General features: G+C 33.2%; 19 protein-coding genes. 17 read left to right on the plus strand and 2 right to left on the minus strand.

Going from position 1 to position 19,570, the window contains the following annotated elements:
• Positions 1-32 precede the first annotated feature (32 nt).
• Both RM538_RS08330 and RM538_RS08335 read right to left on the minus strand, forming a co-directional pair.
• Positions 33-806, minus strand: coding sequence for an O-methyltransferase (locus RM538_RS08330; protein ID WP_311332961.1), 774 nt, complete (start codon positions 804-806; stop codon positions 33-35).
• Positions 806-2,677 (minus strand): ABC-F family ATP-binding cassette domain-containing protein, encoded by a 1,872-nt coding sequence (locus RM538_RS08335; RefSeq protein WP_311332962.1) that lies wholly within the window; start codon positions 2,675-2,677, stop codon positions 806-808. Before RM538_RS08335 ends, RM538_RS08330 begins: the two co-directional genes overlap by 1 nt.
• Positions 2,678-2,783: 106 nt before the next feature.
• Between RM538_RS08335 and RM538_RS08340 the strand changes: the two genes are divergently transcribed.
• The 17 genes from RM538_RS08340 to RM538_RS08420 are packed head-to-tail and all read left to right on the plus strand — an operon-like array spanning position 2,784 to position 19,570.
• Positions 2,784-3,578 carry a polysaccharide biosynthesis/export family protein gene (locus RM538_RS08340; RefSeq protein WP_311332963.1) on the plus strand — a complete coding sequence of 265 codons (795 nt, stop codon included), beginning with the start codon at positions 2,784-2,786 and terminating at the stop codon, positions 3,576-3,578.
• A 5-nt stretch (positions 3,579-3,583) separates the two neighbouring features.
• Complete coding sequence (locus RM538_RS08345; protein WP_311332964.1) at positions 3,584-6,043, plus strand: GumC family protein; 2,460 nt, start codon at positions 3,584-3,586, stop codon at positions 6,041-6,043.
• A gap of 2 nt (positions 6,044-6,045) precedes the next feature.
• Entirely contained in the window at positions 6,046-6,630 is a 585-nt protein-coding gene (locus RM538_RS08350; protein ID WP_311332965.1) for a sugar transferase, read from the plus strand.
• 21 nt (positions 6,631-6,651) lie between these two features.
• On the plus strand, positions 6,652-7,935 hold the full coding sequence (locus RM538_RS08355; RefSeq protein ID WP_311332966.1) for a nucleotide sugar dehydrogenase: 1,284 nt from the start codon (positions 6,652-6,654) through the stop codon (positions 7,933-7,935).
• Positions 7,935-8,915 carry an SDR family oxidoreductase gene (locus RM538_RS08360; RefSeq protein ID WP_311332967.1) on the plus strand — a complete coding sequence of 327 codons (981 nt, stop codon included), beginning with the start codon at positions 7,935-7,937 and terminating at the stop codon, positions 8,913-8,915. The genes RM538_RS08355 and RM538_RS08360 overlap by 1 nt, the downstream gene beginning before the upstream one ends.
• The gene (locus RM538_RS08365; RefSeq protein ID WP_311332968.1) at positions 8,915-9,781 is read left to right on the plus strand and encodes an ABC transporter permease; all 867 of its coding nucleotides are present in this window, start codon (positions 8,915-8,917) and stop codon (positions 9,779-9,781) included. The genes RM538_RS08360 and RM538_RS08365 overlap by 1 nt, the downstream gene beginning before the upstream one ends.
• Positions 9,781-11,073 (plus strand): ABC transporter ATP-binding protein, encoded by a 1,293-nt coding sequence (locus RM538_RS08370; protein ID WP_311332969.1) that lies wholly within the window; start codon positions 9,781-9,783, stop codon positions 11,071-11,073. The genes RM538_RS08365 and RM538_RS08370 overlap by 1 nt, the downstream gene beginning before the upstream one ends.
• Positions 11,066-11,707 carry a sulfotransferase gene (locus RM538_RS08375; protein WP_311332970.1) on the plus strand — a complete coding sequence of 214 codons (642 nt, stop codon included), beginning with the start codon at positions 11,066-11,068 and terminating at the stop codon, positions 11,705-11,707. The genes RM538_RS08370 and RM538_RS08375 overlap by 8 nt, the downstream gene beginning before the upstream one ends.
• 2 nt (positions 11,708-11,709) lie before the next feature.
• On the plus strand, positions 11,710-12,771 hold the full coding sequence (locus RM538_RS08380) for a DegT/DnrJ/EryC1/StrS family aminotransferase (protein ID WP_311332971.1): 1,062 nt from the start codon (positions 11,710-11,712) through the stop codon (positions 12,769-12,771).
• Entirely contained in the window at positions 12,768-13,475 is a 708-nt protein-coding gene (locus tag RM538_RS08385; protein ID WP_311332972.1) for a WbqC family protein, read from the plus strand. Before RM538_RS08380 ends, RM538_RS08385 begins: the two co-directional genes overlap by 4 nt.
• 2 nt (positions 13,476-13,477) lie before the next feature.
• Entirely contained in the window at positions 13,478-14,137 is a 660-nt protein-coding gene (locus RM538_RS08390) for an acetyltransferase (protein WP_311332973.1), read from the plus strand.
• Between the two features lies 1 nt (position 14,138).
• Positions 14,139-15,077 carry a hypothetical protein gene (locus RM538_RS08395; protein WP_311332974.1) on the plus strand — a complete coding sequence of 313 codons (939 nt, stop codon included), beginning with the start codon at positions 14,139-14,141 and terminating at the stop codon, positions 15,075-15,077.
• A complete protein-coding gene (locus RM538_RS08400) occupies positions 15,077-16,117 on the plus strand; it encodes a hypothetical protein (RefSeq protein WP_311332975.1) in 1,041 nt (346 codons plus the stop codon). Before RM538_RS08395 ends, RM538_RS08400 begins: the two co-directional genes overlap by 1 nt.
• Positions 16,118-16,132: 15 nt before the next feature.
• Positions 16,133-17,107 carry a glycosyltransferase gene (locus tag RM538_RS08405; RefSeq protein ID WP_311332976.1) on the plus strand — a complete coding sequence of 325 codons (975 nt, stop codon included), beginning with the start codon at positions 16,133-16,135 and terminating at the stop codon, positions 17,105-17,107.
• Between the two features lie 11 nt (positions 17,108-17,118).
• Complete coding sequence (locus RM538_RS08410; protein ID WP_311332977.1) at positions 17,119-18,057, plus strand: sulfotransferase family protein; 939 nt, start codon at positions 17,119-17,121, stop codon at positions 18,055-18,057.
• A complete protein-coding gene (locus RM538_RS08415) occupies positions 18,054-18,803 on the plus strand; it encodes an FkbM family methyltransferase (protein WP_311332978.1) in 750 nt (249 codons plus the stop codon). Before RM538_RS08410 ends, RM538_RS08415 begins: the two co-directional genes overlap by 4 nt.
• Entirely contained in the window at positions 18,803-19,570 is a 768-nt protein-coding gene (locus RM538_RS08420) for a glycosyltransferase family 2 protein (RefSeq protein WP_311332979.1), read from the plus strand. Before RM538_RS08415 ends, RM538_RS08420 begins: the two co-directional genes overlap by 1 nt.

The raw sequence follows: 19,570 nt of genomic DNA on the forward strand, positions 1-19,570 counted from the left end.
CTTGCCAATAAGACGCAACACAAAGATACTTGTTACACTCTAATTTTAAAATGTTGTTTGGGTTGCTCTTTTCTAAAAAAAATAATACCCCATTGAAAGGTGTCTATGCTTACAGTAACTTTAGGATGGCTATAAATATATTTCCACGCTTCGGTCATAGGCTTACTCCAGTAAATATCGTCAAATATTATTATTGAATTGTTATGAACACGGCTTAATAATATTTCAAAATAAGAAATGGTTTTTTCTTTATCGTGATTACCATCAACATAGATAAAGTCATAATTTTTTTTAAAGCCTTCAGAAGAAAAAAAATACTTAAAAGTAGCATTTACTAGCTCTATATTTTGAAGTTTGAAGTCTTTAAATAGTGAAGCTGTAAAATTTGCAGTACTAGGGCAACCTTCTACAGTAGTGATATTGCTTTCTGGATTTGCTAGACTCATTGCTGCTGTTGCCATCCCCAACGAAGTTCCAAGCTCTAAGCATTCTTTAGGTTTAAAATAGTAAGTGAGTTTGAATAATAGCTTTTGTCTTTTTTTTGATATTCCCACATGCTTAGCAATGCGAGCTACTTTTCTTTTGTTACTAGAAAATACTCTTGAGCCAGCTCCAAAGTCTGTTACTTCAATAGTATCGCTACTTTTTTTAAGTGTTTCTCTGTATTTTTTTAGTACTAAATATTTTATGTGCTGTTCTTTTTTGTAGAGACTTTTGGTTAACAAATCATACACAAAAGGAGAATGTACTCCATGTTGATTTGTGGAGGAGCATAAAAATTTTATGTAAGCTAGAAATGGATACATTATTCTTCCATTTTTGCGGAGAGTTCAAACCAGCGTTCTGTTTTTGTTTCTATGTTGTCTATTATTTGCTGAAGGTATTGTGATTGTTTGTCTATTTCATCTCCATCCCAATTTTCAGTAGCAAATTTGTTTTGTAAGATCTCTTTTTCTTTTTCTAGCTTGGCTATTTCTTTTTCAAGTTTACTATACTCTTTTTGTTCAGAATAGCTCAATTTTGCTTTTGAAGTATCTTTTTTCCAATCATTTTTGGGTTTTGATACTGTGTCTTTAGTTTCGTTCTTTTCAATAGCCTTACTATCTTCATAAGTTCTAAAATCTGAATAATTTCCTGGAAAATCATCAATAACACCATCGCCTCTAAAAACAAATAAGTGATCCACTATCTTGTCCATGAAATACCGGTCATGCGATACTACAATAAGACAACCCGGGAAGTCTAGTAGAAAGTTTTCGAGTACATTGAGAGTTACAATATCAAGGTCGTTGGTGGGCTCATCTAGTATTAAAAAGTTTGGATTTTTAATTAAAACGGTACATAGATACAGCCTCTTTCGCTCACCTCCGCTTAGTTTTTCGACAAAATCGTATTGCTTTTTTCTGTCAAATAGGAAACGTTCTAATAATTGTTGAGCAGAAATTTGCCTCCCTTTTTTAAGCGGAATATAATCTCCAAACTCTCTTATTACTTCAATAACTTTTTGTCCAGGTTTTATAGTGATGCCTTTTTGGGTGTAGTAACCAAACTTTACAGTATCTCCAATTACAACTTTTCCATTATCAGGCTCTAAGCTTCCAGTAATTATATTAAGAAATGTGGATTTTCCTGTTCCGTTTTTCCCTATAATACCTACACGTTCACCTCGTAAAAAGTTATAATCAAATTTTTGAAAGAGGTTTTTATCATCATAAGATTTTGAGATATTATGTAACTCTACCACTTTTGTTCCTAGCCGTTCCATGTTAAGTTCTAGCTCCACTTCATGGTCGTTTCTTCTTTTATGAGCTCTAGATTTTATTTCATGAAAATCGTCAATGCGAGATTTGCTTTTTGTGGTTCTTGCTTTGGGCTGTCTTCGCATCCAAGAAAGTTCTTGTTTGTAGAGTTGTTTTGCTTTTGCGGTTTCTGTAGCCTCATTCTCAATTCTAGCCTCTCTTTTTTCAAGGTAATAACTATAGTTACCTTTATAACTATATAATTTGCCTTGGTCTAATTCTACAATTTCGTTGCATACACGCTCTAGAAAGTATCTATCGTGTGTAACCATAAACAACGTAAAATTTTCTTTAGCAAATAGTTGCTCAAGCCATTCTATCATTTCTAAGTCTAGATGGTTAGTGGGTTCATCAAGAATTAACAAATCTGGTTTTGTAAGCAATGCGTTGGCAAGTGCTAATCTCTTTTTTTGACCTCCACTAAGTGTTTCGACTTTTTGGTTTAGGTCTTCTAGCTTTAGTTTAAATAGAATTTGTTTGTAACGTGTCTCAAAATCCCAAGCATTTGCAGCATCCATTTTGTCAAAAGCTATTTGATAGCTTTCAGTATCTTCCGGATTTTTTAATGCTTTTTCGTAATTAGCAATGGTAGTTAAAATAGGGTTGTCTCCTGTAAAAATAGTTTCTTCAACAGTTAATGATGTATTTAAATTAGGTTCTTGTGGTAGGAAGGCAACTTTTAAATTTTTTCTGTACACTACATTTCCTGTAACGGGAGTTTCATCTCCAGCAATAATATTAAGAAGGGATGTTTTTCCTGTTCCGTTTTTTGCTACAAAACCTATTTTTTGTCCTTCGTTAATTCCAAAGGATATGTTTTTAAAAAGGATACGTTCGCCAAAAGATTTGGATATATTTTCAACCGAAAGGTAATTCACATTTACAATTTTTTACAAAATAAACTGTTTTTAATTACTTAGCGTAAATTATATTTTATTATTAGTATGGTTAGGCTATATTTGTCTAAGTAACAACCCAATCTATATGAAGTTTGCATACATAATTGTACTACTCATTTTTACAATAAGTATATCGTCTTGTATTTCAAAAAAACAATTGACGTATCTTCAAGAAAACAAAAATACAATTGATAGTTTGTTGCCTATCCAAAAAAAAGCAAACCCTTATAGACTAAGAGTTAACGACGTTATAAGTATAAGGACTAAAGCATTAGACCCAGAGTTTATAGATATTTTTAACCCAGTAGGTAATAATGATCCTAATGCCACCGATGAAGATAGGCTCTATTACGATGGGTTTACGGTAAATAGGCACGGAAATATCCGAGTTCCCATACTTGGCGAGATTAATGTATTGGGTTACACGGTTGAAGAGGTTAGGGTTAAGATTGAAGAGCTGTTGCTAAAGGATTATTACAAAGATCAGGCTAACATTTTTGTTACAGTAAAGCTTGGCGGTATTAGATACACTATTAATGGAGAAATTGGAAGTCCAGGAACTAGAATAGAACCTAGAAACGAGCTTACCTTAATGGAGGCAATTGCTAATAGTGGAGATATTACTTTGGAAGGGGATAGAAAAAATGTAGTTATAATAAGACAATATCCTTTAGGTCAAAAAGTACATCATGTAGACCTAACAAGTATTGATGCTATGCAATCACCCTATTATTTTGTGCAGCCAAATGATTTAATTTTGATTAATCCATTACCTCAAAAAACAATTGGAACTGGAAGAACAGGTTTAGAGAGTTTTAGAACAATACTAACTGTTATTACAGCGCTTTCTACAACAATTTTGCTATTTACTAGGCTTTAACAACTATGGAAGAAGAGTTTGAAATTGAAAAAATAGAGTCTACGTTTGATTTTAAAGGCTTTTTATTAAAGCTTTTAAGTTATTGGCCTTTGTTTTTAATTTCGTTAGCAATTGCTTTTGGTGTTGCTTACTACGTTAATGTGCGTAAGCTTCCAGTTTATAGAATGCAAAATTTGGTGACCATTAAGGATGACCAAAACCCCTTTTTTACTACTAACACAAGCTTAACCTTTAATTGGGGAGGAACAACAGATAAAGTAAATACTGCAATTACTATTTTAGAATCTAGATCTCATAACGAGTCTGTTGTTGAACGTTTACAATACTACCTTAATTACAAAAAAGATGGGAAGTATAAAAAAATAGACGCCTATAAAAAAACGCCCTTTTATGTAGAGGTAGATACTTTAAAACCTCAAATTTTAGGTCAAGAAATAAACATTCAATTTAAGGATAGTATAACTTTTACAGTTGCTACAGACTTTGGTGAAGGAGGTATTAAAAGACTTCAAGTTTACGACACTAAAGCAATAGTAAACCGTAATTTTGAATCTGGTACTTTTTCTCAAGATTTTAAACTAGGAGAAAAGATTGAACTCCCTTTTTTTAATGGGCGTTTATTATCAAGAGAAGGATTTACTACAAGACCAGGAGTTCCGTACTACCTGTCTTTTTCAAATTTTGATGCAGCTGTAAAACGCTATAAAATTTCAATTTTACAACAACCTCCAGGCTCATCTGTATTGAGACTTAATATGGTAGGTACAAACAAAGCAAAATTAGTAGATTATCTAAACACTTCAGTAGAAGTACTTCAAGATAACGCCTTAGAACGAAAAAATTTATTTGCAACCAAAACGATTAAGTTTATAGATAGTATGCTTCAGAGAAAGTCTGAAGAATTATTAGATGTTGAAGATGAACTCAATAACTTTAAAAATAGAAGTGCTGTACTTAGTTTAGAATCTGAAGGAGCTCAATTGCAGGCACGTTTAAATAGCCTAGATATTCGTAAAGAAGGTGTTGAGCAAGAGTTAAATTACTATAGGGTATTAGAGGACTACTTAGTAAACCGAAAAGACTATAGAAGTGTTCCGGCTCCCTCTGTTGCAGGAATAACAGAAGGTAGTATAGTTTCTGGAGTAGGTAAAATTGTAGCCTTAGCTCAAGATAGAAGTAAGTTAGAATATTCCTTTAAGGAAGGAGCCCCGGTTTTTAACGATATAGATAGGCAAATAGACGCTCTTAAAAAAGTTTTATTAGAAAATATTACTTCTTCAAAAGGATTAATAAATCAAGAGCTAAGTAATATTAATAGAGATATTGCTCGCTATGAAGCGGAGATTCGTCGTTTACCAAAAGAACAACAAGACCTAATTAAGATTGAACGTAGATACAATCTAAGTCAAGGTTCATACAATTTGTTTCTTTCTAAATTAAGTGAGGCTAATTTGGTAAAAGCTGCCAATGTAAGTGATGTATTGGTGATTGACTCTGCTAAAGATACTGGTGGAGGTCAAGTGGGTCCCAATACACAGTTAAATTATATTCTAGCAGGACTATATGGTTTTTTAATACCCTTTGTTATTGTGTTTTTAAGGGTTTTCTTTGACACAAAAATTCATACAGTTAAGGATGTAGAACGTCTTTCTAAGATACCAATGCTAGGTGTTATAGGAAAAAGTCGCCTTGATAATAATCTTGCTGTGTTAGAGAAACCAAAATCTGCAATTGCCGAATCCTTTAGAGGCATACGTTCAAGCCTTCAATTTATGTATAAAAAGCAGGGTATTGAAGGTACAAAAACAGTACTTATTACTTCTTCTGTAAGTGGAGAAGGTAAAACATTTACCTCTATAAATATAGCTTCGGTATTTGCGTTAAGTGAAAAGAAAACAGTTTTACTTGGGTTAGATTTACGCAAACCTAAAATTTTTGGAGATTTTAATATTGATAATGACAGAGGGATAGTTAACTATCTTATTCACGATTTAGAACTACCTCAAATTATTCAAAAAACTCAAGTTCCACATCTTGATATTATTACTTCGGGGCCCATACCACCTAATCCTTCAGAATTATTAATGGGTGAACGTATGGAGCATTTAATTAATGAACTTAAAAAAGAATACGATTATATAATATTAGACTCCCCGCCAGTAGGACTAGTGACAGACTCTCTAGAGTTAATTAAGTTTGCAGATGCAACAATCTACATGGTAAGACAGAACTATACCAAACGCGGTATGTTTTCTTTAATTAATGAAAAATATAAACGTGGCGAAGTATCAAACATAAGTTTTATTCTAAACTTTTTTAATGATAAACCTAAGTATGGATATGGTTACGGTTATGGTTACGGTTATGGATATGGTTACGGAAAATATGGTAATGGATATCACGAAGATGGGGCTAAGCCTAGTCTCTGGGAAAAAATAAGTAGGTTTTTAAAGTTTAGAAAATAATAATGCTTACCAAAAAGCAAAAAATAAGCAAGCGCTTTTTTGATGTAATCCTTTCGTTTTTAATGCTTCCATTCGTTATAATTCCATTAATTTTGCTGTTAATAATCGCTAGTATAAGCACAAAGCAAAATGGGTTATTTGTTCAAAAACGAGTTGGAATATATGGCTCTTTATTTTCCTTTTATAAAATTAGATCTTTAAAAGGGACTTGGCATGAGGATATTAAAGCGATTAAAAATAGTGAGACCCCTTTTGGAAGTTGGATACGAAAAACAAAACTCGATGAACTCCCTCAATTATTTAATGTGTTAAAAGGAGATATGAGTTTTGTAGGACCAAGACCAGATATAATTGGGTATGCAGATACATTGAGCAATGACGATAGAATTATTCTAAGTGTAAGACCCGGAATTACAGGACCAGCAACAATAAAATATAAAAACGAAGAAGAAATCTTGTTACAACAAGACAATCCCAAAAAATATAATGATGAAGTCATTTGGCCAGATAAAGTAGCTATTAATAAAGAATATGTACTCACCTGGAGTTTTACAAAAGATATTTATTATTTACTTAAATCACTTTAAAAGCCCCAAAAAAATATAGTAATGAAACAAAAACCAACAATAGCAATTATAGGCCTTGGCTACGTAGGGTTGCCTTTAGCAGTTGCCTTTGCTAAAAAATACAATGTCATTGGGTTTGATATTAATTTAAAACGTGTCAAAGAACTAAATAACGCAGATGATTTTACGCTAGAAGTTTCTAAAGAAGAATTAGAAGAAGTTCTCTCTACAAAAGAGATAGGTTTAAAAGTCACAGCTACATTAGATGATATAAAAGAAGCAACAGTTTTTATAGTTACTGTACCTACACCTACCAATAAATACAACCAGCCAGTATTAATTCCACTTGAAAAATCTAGTGAATCTGTTGGGAGTGTTCTTAAAAAAGGAGATACTGTTATTTATGAATCTACCGTATATCCAGGTGTTACCGAAGATATCTGTGTGCCTATCCTAGAGAAAGTTTCAGGATTACAATTTAATACAGATTTTTATGTAGGATATTCTCCAGAAAGAATTAACCCAGGTGATAAGAAACATACCGTTACTAAAATATTAAAAGTAACCTCTGGTTCAACTCCTGAAGCCGCATCATATATAGACAATTTATACGCCTCTATTATTACTGCTGGAACGCATCTTGCACCCTCTATAAAAGTGGCAGAAGCAGCGAAGGTTATAGAAAACTCGCAACGTGATATCAACATTGCTTTTGTTAATGAGCTATCAAAAATATTTAGACTTCTAAATATTGATACACAAGAAGTACTGGAAGCAGCAGCAACCAAATGGAACTTCTTAAAATTTACTCCAGGACTTGTAGGAGGACATTGCATAGGTGTTGATCCATACTACCTAGCTCAAAAAGCTCAAGAAGAAGGCTACAACCCAGAGATTATTCTTGCTGGAAGACGCATGAATGATGGCATGGGGAATTATGTAGCTCAAGAAGTAATTAAGTTAATGATTCAAAAAGATGCCAAAGTAAAAAATGGTAATGTTTTGGTTCTTGGAACTACTTTTAAAGAAAACTGTCCAGATATTAGAAATAGCAAAGTGATAGATGTTATTGATGAAATAAAAAAATTCAACCTTAAAGTTGATGTCTATGACCCGTGGGCAAACCCTGAAGAGGTAAAACACGAATTTGGATTTGATTTAAAAACCAAAAAAGAAGAGTTAATTAATAATTATGATGCTATTATCCTAGCAGTAGCACATGACCTTTTCAAAGACTTTAAAATTTCAAACTACACCTCAGAGAAAGCTGTTGTATTTGATGTTAAAGCATTTTTAGATACTAACTTAATAGACGGAAGATTATAATGTTCGAAAATAAGTATCATAGCGAAGACCTTTCAAAGTATTCATTTTTAATAACCGGAGGAGCTGGGTTTATAGGGTCAAATATTGTAGGTTATTTACTTACCAATGGGGCAAAAAGAGTTCGCGTTTTAGACAATCTAGCAACAGGTTCTTTAACAAACCTAGAAGAATTTAAAACAAATCCCGCTTTTCAGTTTATGGAAGGGGATATTAGAAACTTGGAGGACTGCAAAAAGGCAATGGAAGGTATAGATTACGTTTCCCATCAAGCTGCGCTTGGCTCTGTGCCTCGTTCTATTAATGACCCCATTACATCTAACGAGGTAAATATTTCTGGTTTTTTAAATATGCTAGTAGCTCAAAACGATTCTCCTAGTGTGAAAAGAATGATTTATGCAGCGTCAAGTTCAACCTATGGAGATAGTAAAAGTTTACCAAAACAAGAAGAAATTATAGGTAAACCGCTTTCGCCCTATGCCGTTACAAAATATGTGAATGAGTTATATGCAGATGTGTTTTATAAAACCTATAATACGCATACCATAGGACTTAGGTATTTTAATGTTTTTGGACCAAAACAAAGCCCTAATGGTGCCTACGCTGCTGTAATTCCTTTGTTTATGCAAGCGCTAAAAGATGAAAAACCCCCAACCATAAATGGTGATGGCGAACAAACTCGTGATTTTACTTATGTAGAAAACGCAGTACAAGCAAATATTAAAGGCTTTTTTGCTTCAGAAAAAGCTGTAAATAATGTATTTAATATTGCCTACGGTGAGCGAATAAGCTTAAACACACTTTGGGATAACCTGGTTAGTACTTCAGAAAAAAATGTAGAGGCAGTCTATGGTCCTCCAAGGCAAGGAGATGTAAGAGATTCACTAGCTAATATTGACAAAGCAAAAAGATTACTAAATTACAATCCAGAATTTTCAGTCCATGATGGTTTAAACATCACATGGAAGTACTTTATCAAATAATGAATAAACAACAAGATCAATGGCTTTTTGAAATTTCCTCCAAAAGGAAATTAATAGACCTTAATTTTAAGGAGATATGGCGGTATAGAGATTTATTGGTCTTATTTATAAAGCGAGACATTGTTACTGTTTACAAGCAAACAGTATTAGGGCCACTATGGTTTTTTATACAACCCTTTTTTACCTCTGTTATCTTTACGTTGGTGTTTAACAACATTGCAAGTATTAGTACCGGTTTTGTTCCTGCTTTTTTGTTTAACCTCTCTGGTATTACAGCATGGAATTACTTTAAAATATGCCTAACAGGAACCTCAAATACGTTTAGGAGTAACGCTGGTATTTTTGGGAAGGTGTATTTTCCTCGATTTATAGTACCATTATCAAAAGTAATATCCAACCTTTTTAAGTTTGGGATACAATTGCTCATTTTAATAGGCTTTTATATCTATTACCTAGTAAATGGAGCACAAATTTCTTTGAGTGTATATACCTTATTGTTTCCAGTTTATATACTATTAATGATGTTGTTTGGGCTTGGTGTGGGGATGATTCTCTCTACATGGACAACAAAATATAGAGATATCTCTATTTTAATGTCCTTTGTAATGCAAATGTTGATGTATGTTTCTGCGGTACCCTATCCATTAGCCGAAATCCAAAAAAAACAACCTGAATATGCTTGGGTGGTTGAGTATAACCCAATAACTCATATTATTGAAGGGTTTAGGTATATTTTGTTTAACCCACCTGGCGTAGCTTTTAACTGGACACCTTTACTATATGTATCGCTATTAGCAACTGCATTATTTCTGGTAGGGCTTATATTATTTAATAGAACCGAAAAAACATTTATAGATACTGTATAATGAGTATTATTCTTAAAGCTGAAAATATAAGTAAACAATACCGTTTAGGTCTGGTAGGTACTGGTACCTTAAAACATGATTTTAACCGGTTTTGGCATCGTATTCGAGGTAAAGAAGATCCTTATTTAAAAGTTGGTGGAGTAAATGATAGAACCAAAAAAGCTACTGAAGATTATGTATGGGCCTTACAGGATATTAATTTTGAAGTTGAAGAAGGTGAAGTACTAGGTATTATAGGTAAAAATGGAGCAGGAAAAAGCACCTTGCTTAAAATATTATCTCAAGTTACTAGCCCAACTACGGGAACTATAAAAAGTAGAGGGCGTATTGCTTCCTTACTGGAGGTAGGGACGGGGTTTCACCCTGAGTTAACAGGACGCGAAAATATTTATCTTAATGGGGCTATACTAGGGATGACCAAAGCAGAAATTGCCAGTAAAATAGATGAAATTATAGATTTTTCTGGTTGTGAGTTATATATAGACACGCCTACCAAGCGGTATAGTAGTGGAATGACAGTGCGTTTGGCATTTGCCGTAGCTGCGCATTTAGAGCCCGATATTATGGTTATTGATGAGGTTTTGGCAGTAGGGGATGCCGAGTTTCAGAAAAAGGCGGTAGGGAAAATGCAAGATATTAGTAGGGGACAAGGTCGTACCGTGTTGTTTGTAAGTCATAACATGGCTGCTGTAAAGAGCTTATGTACTCGATGTATTGTATTGGATAATGGTGGATTAGCATTTAATGGACATACAGACGAAGCTATAGATTTTTATTTGAAATTAAATTCCTCAAATAGAGGAATTAGAAACAATAGTATTTTTAATCCAAATGAATTTGAATACTCCCCTCACGTAAGACCTGTATCTATTAGTGTAGGAGCTGTTGGAAAAGCATTGGAAGAGCCAATAGAATTTGAAGATGAAATTGAATTTAAGATTCAGTTTAATAAACTATCAGAAAATATTCAAATAGATACTACGCTACAAATTAAAGATTCAAAAGGTAATTATGTAATAAGTTGTGGAAGTGGATTATCTCAAAATATTGAAAACAAAAATGAAACAGGTACAGTAGAGCATAGCGTTCGGTTTCCTTCAAGTTTTTTTAGTTCGGAAGAGTTTTTTGTAAACGTGCTATTTGTTGAAAATAAAAAAACAGTAACGGTTAAACTGGATGATATTATTTCATTTCAAGTACTAGAAAGTACTAGGAAACTCGGAGAATGGATGGGTAAATCCATTGCCCCTATTAAGATAAAACTGGATTGGTTTTTAAGCACACATGATTAGAAGAAAAAAGAAAAATAAAGTTTTTTGTATTGGATCTGGAAAAACAGGAACAACATCTGTTGAAAAAGCCCTTAGTGATTTTCGTTACAAAATGGGCGATCAAATAAAGGCTGAATTATTACTAAATGAGTATGCCAATAGAAACTTTAAAGCCATAATAGATTTCTGTAAAACAGCAGATGCTTTTCAAGACGCTCCTTTTTGTTTTCAGCACACATATATTGCCTTAGACCAATATTTTAAAAATTCGAAGTTTATTCTCACGGTAAGAGACTCTGATGATCATTGGTATAGTTCTTTGATAAACTTCCATGCGAAAACAATTACAGAAGGAAATCGACTTCCAACATGGGAAGATTTAAAAAACTCACCCTATCGATATAGAGGCTACCGCGCTGATGTACGAAAAAAAGTTTTTGGGATTCAGGAAGACGAGAATCCTTATGACGAAACAAAGCTAAAGACGTATTACAATACTCATAATGCTTCGGTACAAGATTATTTCAAGAATAGAGATAATTTGTTGGTGCTAAATGTAGCCCATAATAATGCATATAAAATGTTGTGTTCTTTTTTAAACGAAACAATGCTTTATGAAACCTTCCCCTGGGAGAATAAAACAAGCCTAAAATAATAATGATAAACGTCACCAAAACCTTTTTACCCCCTCAAGAAGTCTATCAAGCTATTTTGAAACGGGCTTGGGATAAGGTTTGGATTACCAATCGAGGAGCCTTGGTTAAGGAATTGGAGAAGAAAATACAGGCGTATTTGCAAAGCGTACCGTTACTAACCATGACCAATGGCACCTTACCCTTGCAAATAGCAATTAAGGCTTTGGGTTTACAAGGAGAAATTATTACTACCCCTTTTAGTTATGTGGCAACTACCTCTACTATTTCTTGGGAAGGCTGTACTCCTGTTTTTGTAGATATACACCCCCATTATTTAACTATAGACGAGACAAAAATAGAAGCAGCCATTACTCCTAAAACTACCGCTATATTGGCAACGCATGTATTTGGAAATCCTTGTGCCATTAAAGAGATTGAAGCCATTGCTATAAAACACAATCTTAAAGTAATTTACGATGCGGCTCATTGTTTTGGGGTGCAATATAAGGGGGAAAGCATATTTAATTTTGGCGATGTAAGTACATGTAGTTTTCATGCCACCAAGCTTTTTCATACAGGGGAGGGAGGTGCTGCTTTTTGCAACGATGCTTTATTGTTTGAAAAGTTGTTTTACCATCATAATTTTGGGCATAAAGGTAAAGAAGATTTTCAAGGGGTTGGGATTAACGGGAAAATGAGTGAGTTACAAGCTGCTATGGGATTGGCTGTGATGCCGTATATAGATGATATTATAAAACATCGTAAAGCTGCTGTTGCATTTTACAAAGATCATTTGTCACAATTTGAGACAATTAAAATACGAGAGGAAACCCAATGGAATTATTCGTACTTCCCTCTTATTTTTGATACTGAAGCGCAATTACTACAGGTACAGCAAAAACTAAATACGCAAGATATTTTTCCAAGACGCTATTTTTATCCTAGTTTAAACACCCTCCCTTACGTATCTCATACCGATATGCCCATTTCTGAAAGTATTTCAAAAAGAGTCTTGTGTTTACCTCTTTCTCATGACATTACGGACGACCAACAACGTATCGTTATTAAAGCGATTGCCGGATGAAATCTTCTATAGCCATTATGCAGCCCTATTTGTTTCCTTATATAGGGTATTTTCAGTTAATTCACGCCGTGGATACTTTTGTGTTTTATGATGATGTACATTATATAAAACGGGGTTGGATAAATAGAAACAAGCTTTTGGTTCAAGGAAAAGAAAGCCTTTTTACGGTGCCGCTCAAGGAGGCATCTCAAAATAAACTAATTAAGGAAACATATATTCAGAAAAGCGGAAAGTGGGAAGAAAAATTCTTTCAAACCCTAGCGTTTAATTATAAAAAGGCACCTTATTTTTTGGTTGTTGAGGCATTATTAAAAGAGATTTTTAAGCTGGAATATGAAACTATTGCAGATTTGGCCATTCATGGAATTGAAAAAATTTCACATTACCTTTCCCTCAATACCAAATTTGAATTGAGTTCTGAAGCCTACCATGAGACCGTAGGAATGGAAAAGGCAGACAGATTAATAGCAATAACAAAACAAAAGGGAGTAATAGACTATATTAATCCTTCGGGAGGAAAAGAATTGTATGAAAAATCGTATTTTTCGGATCAAGGAGTACGGCTTCATTTTATTGAAAACAATTTAGTGCCTTACCCACAATTTCGGCATCCATCTGTAGTAGGGTTATCTATAATAGATGTATTGATGTTTAATTCTAAACAAGAGACGCTTCATTTAATAGAACAATATAAACTCAATTAGCCATGGCAAAAGTTGTTATTTTTGGATTATTAGATACAGCAGAGCTCGCTCATTATTATTTACAGCATGATAGCGAGCACGAGGTAGTAGCTTTTACCGTTTCAAAAGAGTATTTAAAAGAGACTGCATTTAAAGGCTTGCCCGTTGTAGCTTTTGAAGATATTACAACTGCTTATCCACCTAGCGACTATAAATTGTTTGCCCCTATGACTGCAAAAAGTATGAACCAGCATCGAGAGAAAATTTATCTGGAGGGAAAGAAGATGGGGTATGCATTTATATCTTATATAAGCAGTAAGGCAACAATATTTGATAATGAGATAGGGGAGAATTGCTTTATTTTGGAAGATAATACCATACAGCCCTTTACTAAAATTGGGAATAATGTGGTTTTATGGAGTGGCAATCATATTGGGCATCATGGAGAAATAAAAGACCATGTTTTTTTTACTTCGCATGTGGTGCTTTCTGGGCATTGTGTAGTAGAGTCTCATTGTTTTTTTGGCGTAAATGCCACGATTAGGGATTATACACACCTTAAAAAAGGGACTTTGGTCGCTATGGGAGCAAGTATTACAAAACAAGAAACCGATGAGTGGGGGGTATATGTAGGAAATCCTGCAAAAAAGCTAGAAGGAAAACTTAGTTATAAAATGTACTAATATGAAGTGGGAAAAGAAAGGATTGATTTTTAAACCCACAGGCGAACACGAATGGAGCAAGAGCCATGCGCAAGTTCCATTTGCTTTGTTGCTTAATGAAAAACAACTAAGAATATTTTATTCAACAAGAAACAAGGATAGTGCTTCTTCGGTATCTTTTATAGATGTTGACCCTAAAATGCCTTCAAAAATTTTATATATTCATCAAAAACCAGTTTTGACAAAAGGAAGTCCTGGTGCATATGACGATTCTGGAACGATGCCTTCTTGGTTTCTGTATCATGAAGGAAAACTCTATTTATATTACACTGGATGGAACAAAAGTGATATAGCGTCCTATAGACTATCTATTGGATTGGCTGTTAGTGAAGATGATGGGTTTACATTTAAAAAAGTATTTAAAGGGCCTTTGATGGATAGAAGTATTCACGATCCTATTTGGGTAGGGCAACCCTGTGTAATTAAAGAAGCGAACGAATGGAAAATGTGGTACTTAAATTGTGAAAAAATTGAAATTATTAATAATCATCCAGAACCTTTTTATAATGTAAAATACGCTCATTCACAAGATGGAATCACTTGGGAAAGAACGAATAAAGTGTGTATCGACTTTAAGTTTGGTACTATAGATGCCATTGGCAGACCTTGTGTTTATAAAGAAGACGGTGTCTATAAAATGCTGCACTCTAATAGAAAAGCCGCAGGATATAGAGATCAAAAAAACGCAGGGTATTCTATTGGATATTCTGAATCAAAAGATGGAGTTCATTGGGAGCGGTTAGATGAAAAAGTTGGTATTGCTAAAAGCGAAGAAGGATGGGATTCTATTATGATTGAATATTGCACGACCTATGTCTTTGAAGGGAAAAGATATTTAATTTATAACGGTAACGGATTTGGTGCTTCGGGATTTGGGTATGCTATTCAAAAGGAATTGTGATGAAGAAATATATACATATTGGATTTCCTAAAAATTTCTCTACTTCATTGCAAAGAGATTATTTTTCAAAACACCCAGATATATTTCATTTAGGAATTGGTGTCGATAATAATTTGGGATACCGCGATAGCATTGTTGAAAAAACATTAGAAGTTTATTTAAAGACTTGTAAATATTATAAGTACAAGGAGGTTGAGAAAACCATTATTGAGCATTTTCAATCATTATTCAAAAAACATGAGAGGGGTGCTAAAGTTATTGGAGTTTCGGGAGAACACCTTGGATTTGCATTTAGTTATGATGGATTAAGCGGAAAGGAAAAGGCAGAACGATTAGTACAAATATTTGGCTCTGATACTAAAATTGTAATGATTATTAGAAATCAGTTTAGCTTACTAAAATCATTATATAGAGAATGTGTAAGAGTTGGGTTTGCATCCAATTTTTCAGATTTTATTAAGTTACTCTACAAATACCAAGATCGAAATTTTGTCTATGATTTTCGATACGATTATGTTGTTGAAACTTACACCCAGTTGTTTGGAAAAGAAAACGTTGGAGTCTTTTTCTTTGAAGATTACAGAAATGAAAAGAATGAATTAATTCTACAGGATGGTCGCATAAAACTCTTTTCAGATTTAAATAGGTTTTTAGGTATTTCCGAAACAAAAATGGATTTTGGGCACTATAACGAAGCAATACCTTCAAATAAAATAATGACAAAGGCTGTCCTTAATGCTGAATATCCTCACGATTTAGGTAACCATCTTTTAGAATCGGCTGAAAAACATAGAATAAAAAAGTATTTGGAAGAAGATTTATCCTTCTTTGAAGAAGAAAAGGAGACATTTTCTGATGTGATTATAAAAACGGAATTAATTGAAAGGGCAGTGTCTTCAGATAAAACAAACAAACTAGTTTATGATACAAATCCTAAATGGATTTCTTTTTTTAAAGAATTTTACGAAGAAGGAAATCATAAGGTAGCTGCGCTTTTAGACCAAAAACTTCCTGAAGAGTACTTTAATCTTAACTTTTAGAGGATAGTGAATGGCATGGTAAGTGTAATAGTCACGACATATAACCACAAAGACTATATTAAAGAATGCCTAGATAGTATCCTTTCTCAAGTGTGTAATTTTCCTTTCGAAATTATAATAGGGGAAGATGAGAGCCAAGACGGCACTAGAGATATATGTAAACAATATGCCTTAAAGCATCCTGAAAAAATTAAATTGTTTTTAAGATCTCGTAAGGATGTAATTTATATTAATGGAAACCCTACTGGGAGGTTTAATTTTAGAGAAAGTTTAAAAGTTGCTAAGGGAACATATATTGCCCTCTGTGAGGGAGATGATTATTGGGCGGACCCATTAAAACTTCAAAAACAAGTTGATATACTTGAAAAGAATAAAGACTATATTCTATGCCATCATTGGCAGAAATATGCTATTTACCAAAACGAGGAGTGGGTAGAGGTAGCTGCACCAAAAAAGGGACACGGTTATTTTCCTAATACCCATGGGACCGTAAAAGAAGTTTTTGAAAACAAGCTTCGTGTAAAATCACGTAGCTTACTTTTTAGAAATGTAATAACGGAGAATTTTTTTCCAGATTGGTACACAAAAGTGGCTTTTGGAGATGTTGCATTAAGTTTTCTTTTAGGGAAATTAGGAAGTTTTTATTTTATAGATGAGCCCATGGCTGTTTATAGGCAAACAAATCAAGGTTTATCAACCGCAGGGAAAACGACATTAGGTAATAGAAAATTTATTGTAAGGCATTTCAAAAATTGGATATCTATTTGGGATTTTGGTTTACAATTTTATAATTATAAATTTAGCAAAGAAGCTTTGGCAACGGTTTCTTTATTTTATAAAAGGATTATTGACCATTTACCAAGAAATCATATTTCATTACTTGGGATTATGAGGTTTAATTTTTTCAGTCGGACCTTACCTTTTTTAATGAAAGTATCTAGTTTTAAATTATTTTTTAAATATTATATAAGAAGGATTATAAAGAAGTAAATTAGCTACCTATGAAAGAATCTTCTTTGCTATTTATTATATCACAACCAAGGAGTGGTTCTACTTTTTTACAACGTTTAATTTCTAATAACGAGTTTGTAAACACGACTAGTGAGCCATGGGTTTTACTACAATGTGCTTCTATTTTAAAACCCGAGTTGCTTAATGCTACTTTTAGTAATACACTTACACAATGGGCGTTTAATGAATACAAAAAGGGATTTCCAACGGTGGATTTTCAAAAAATAGAAAAAGAGTATATTCTTTCTTTGTATCAACCTATGGCGCAGGGATATAGTTATGTGATTGATAAAACTCCTAGGTATTGGGAGCTCATTAATGAAATACCACAAATATTTCCTAATGCCAGAATCATTATTCTTAAAAGAAATCCTGAAGATGTAGTCCGTTCTATGATGAAGACTTGGCAACTTCAAAGCGTGGAAGCATTGAGTCGCTTTCAAAGAGATTTATTATTAGCACCAGCAGAAATTCAAAATTTTCTTGATAGAAATCATAATAATGACAATATTTTTGAATTAAAATATGAAGACCTAATGCAAAACTTGTCTGATCAAACCAAAACTATTTATAACTGGTTGCAACTTCCATACAACGATACTGTTTTGGATATAGAAAAAAACAATAAAATAAAAGGAGTTTTTGGAGATCCTTACCAAAATTCTAGTGGTCCTTATAAAAGTGTATCTTCAGTAAATTCAAATTATCAACTATCAAAAAAGCAAGAAAAATTTATAAGTGCCTATCTTAAGTTTCTTGGTGTTACATTTTTAAACCAATATGGATATGCCAATACAGCCCATATAGCCAATAAAAAATCTTTTGCTTTTGAATATTTTAAGACCTTACATCATAGAGATCATTACTGGGTCAATGAAGAAATACATCCCTTAAAAAAGAAATTCTTTGGTTTATTTAATAAGCTATGAAAAAGCTACTAAAAAAAATAGTGCAAAAAGCTGGTTATAAAATTTCAAAAATTGAAACTAAACCTGCATTAAAGAGTTTTCATGATAAACGAAACCATTTTTCGACCCATGAAGCATTACGCCGTTCACATAAGCGAAACCTAATAATTAATACTGTAATAGATGTAGGGGCTTCAGATGGTCGTTGGTCTAAAGATTGTATGAATTATTATCCTAAAGCAGCTTATTTTCTAGTGGAAGCACAAAACGATCACCTCGAAGGGTTAAAACATTTTGAAGCTTCACATAAAAATGTCTCTTTTATTTTGGCTGCTGCTGGTAAGGAAAACGGTACTGTTTATTTTAACAATGCAGAGCTTTTTGGAGGCGTTGCTTCTGAAACGCCATTTGATACAAACTCCATAGAAGTTCCAGTTGTATCTCTAGATTCGGAAGTTGCAAAAAGAAACTTGCACCCCCCTTTCCTATTAAAATTAGATACCCATGGTTATGAAGTACCAATACTTGAAGGATCCAAAAAGGTAATCTCTCAAGCTAACTTAATTATTATTGAAGCTTATAATTTTAATATAGAAGAAAAAAGTCTTTGTTTCTGGGAATTATGCAGTTATATGGGTAATTTAGGTTTTCGACCTTTGGAAGTAGTCGATTTAATGGCAAGAGAATATGATCAAGCTTTTTGGCAAATGGATATATTTTTTGTTAAAAAGGATAACCCAATGTTTAATTATATCCAGTACCGTTAATGCAAAATAGCCATCTAAAGGTATCAGTAATTACTCCCAATTATAATCGAGGAGATTTTCTTGAAAAAACGATCCTTTCGGTATTAGAGCAGAAATACCCAAACTTAGAGTATATATTGATAGATGGGGGTAGTACTGATGAGTCGGTATCTATTATAAAAAAATATCAAAACCAAATCCACCATTGGGTAAGTGAAAAAGATGATGGTATGTATCATGCTATAAACAAAGGGTTTTCAATGGCTACAGGAGATATTATGTGCTGGATTAATAGCGATGATATATTGTGGGAAAACGCGTTACACTATGTTGCAAATCTTTTTAAAGCAAATAAAAACCTTCATTGGCTACAAGGCTATCCTACTGTTATAGATAAAGATGGCGTTATAATCTACCAAAGAGACCCTGTTGCAACAGTTAACCACTTTATTGACAAATCTTACATAAAAACACATCATTTTATACAGCAAGAATCCACCTTTTGGAGTCGTGAGTTATGGGATAGAACAGAAGGTATAGACACAAGTTTTAATCTAGCCGCAGATTTCGATCTTTGGATGCAGTTTTTTAGAAAAACTAACTTATATTGCTCCCACAGGGTTTTAGGAGCTTTTAGGAAAAGAGAAGGACAACAGTCTGAAAACATGGATACTTATATAAAAGAAACTAAGAAATCTTTACATAAATACTTTAAAAGCTTTTCAATGATTGAAAAAATTAAACAAAAGCTTGTTAAGCATCGAACTAGCATAAATTGGATTGATTAA

The sequence above is a fragment of the Patiriisocius hiemis genome (assembly GCF_031846325.1).
GTDB lineage: Bacteria > Bacteroidota > Bacteroidia > Flavobacteriales > Flavobacteriaceae > Patiriisocius_A > Patiriisocius_A hiemis.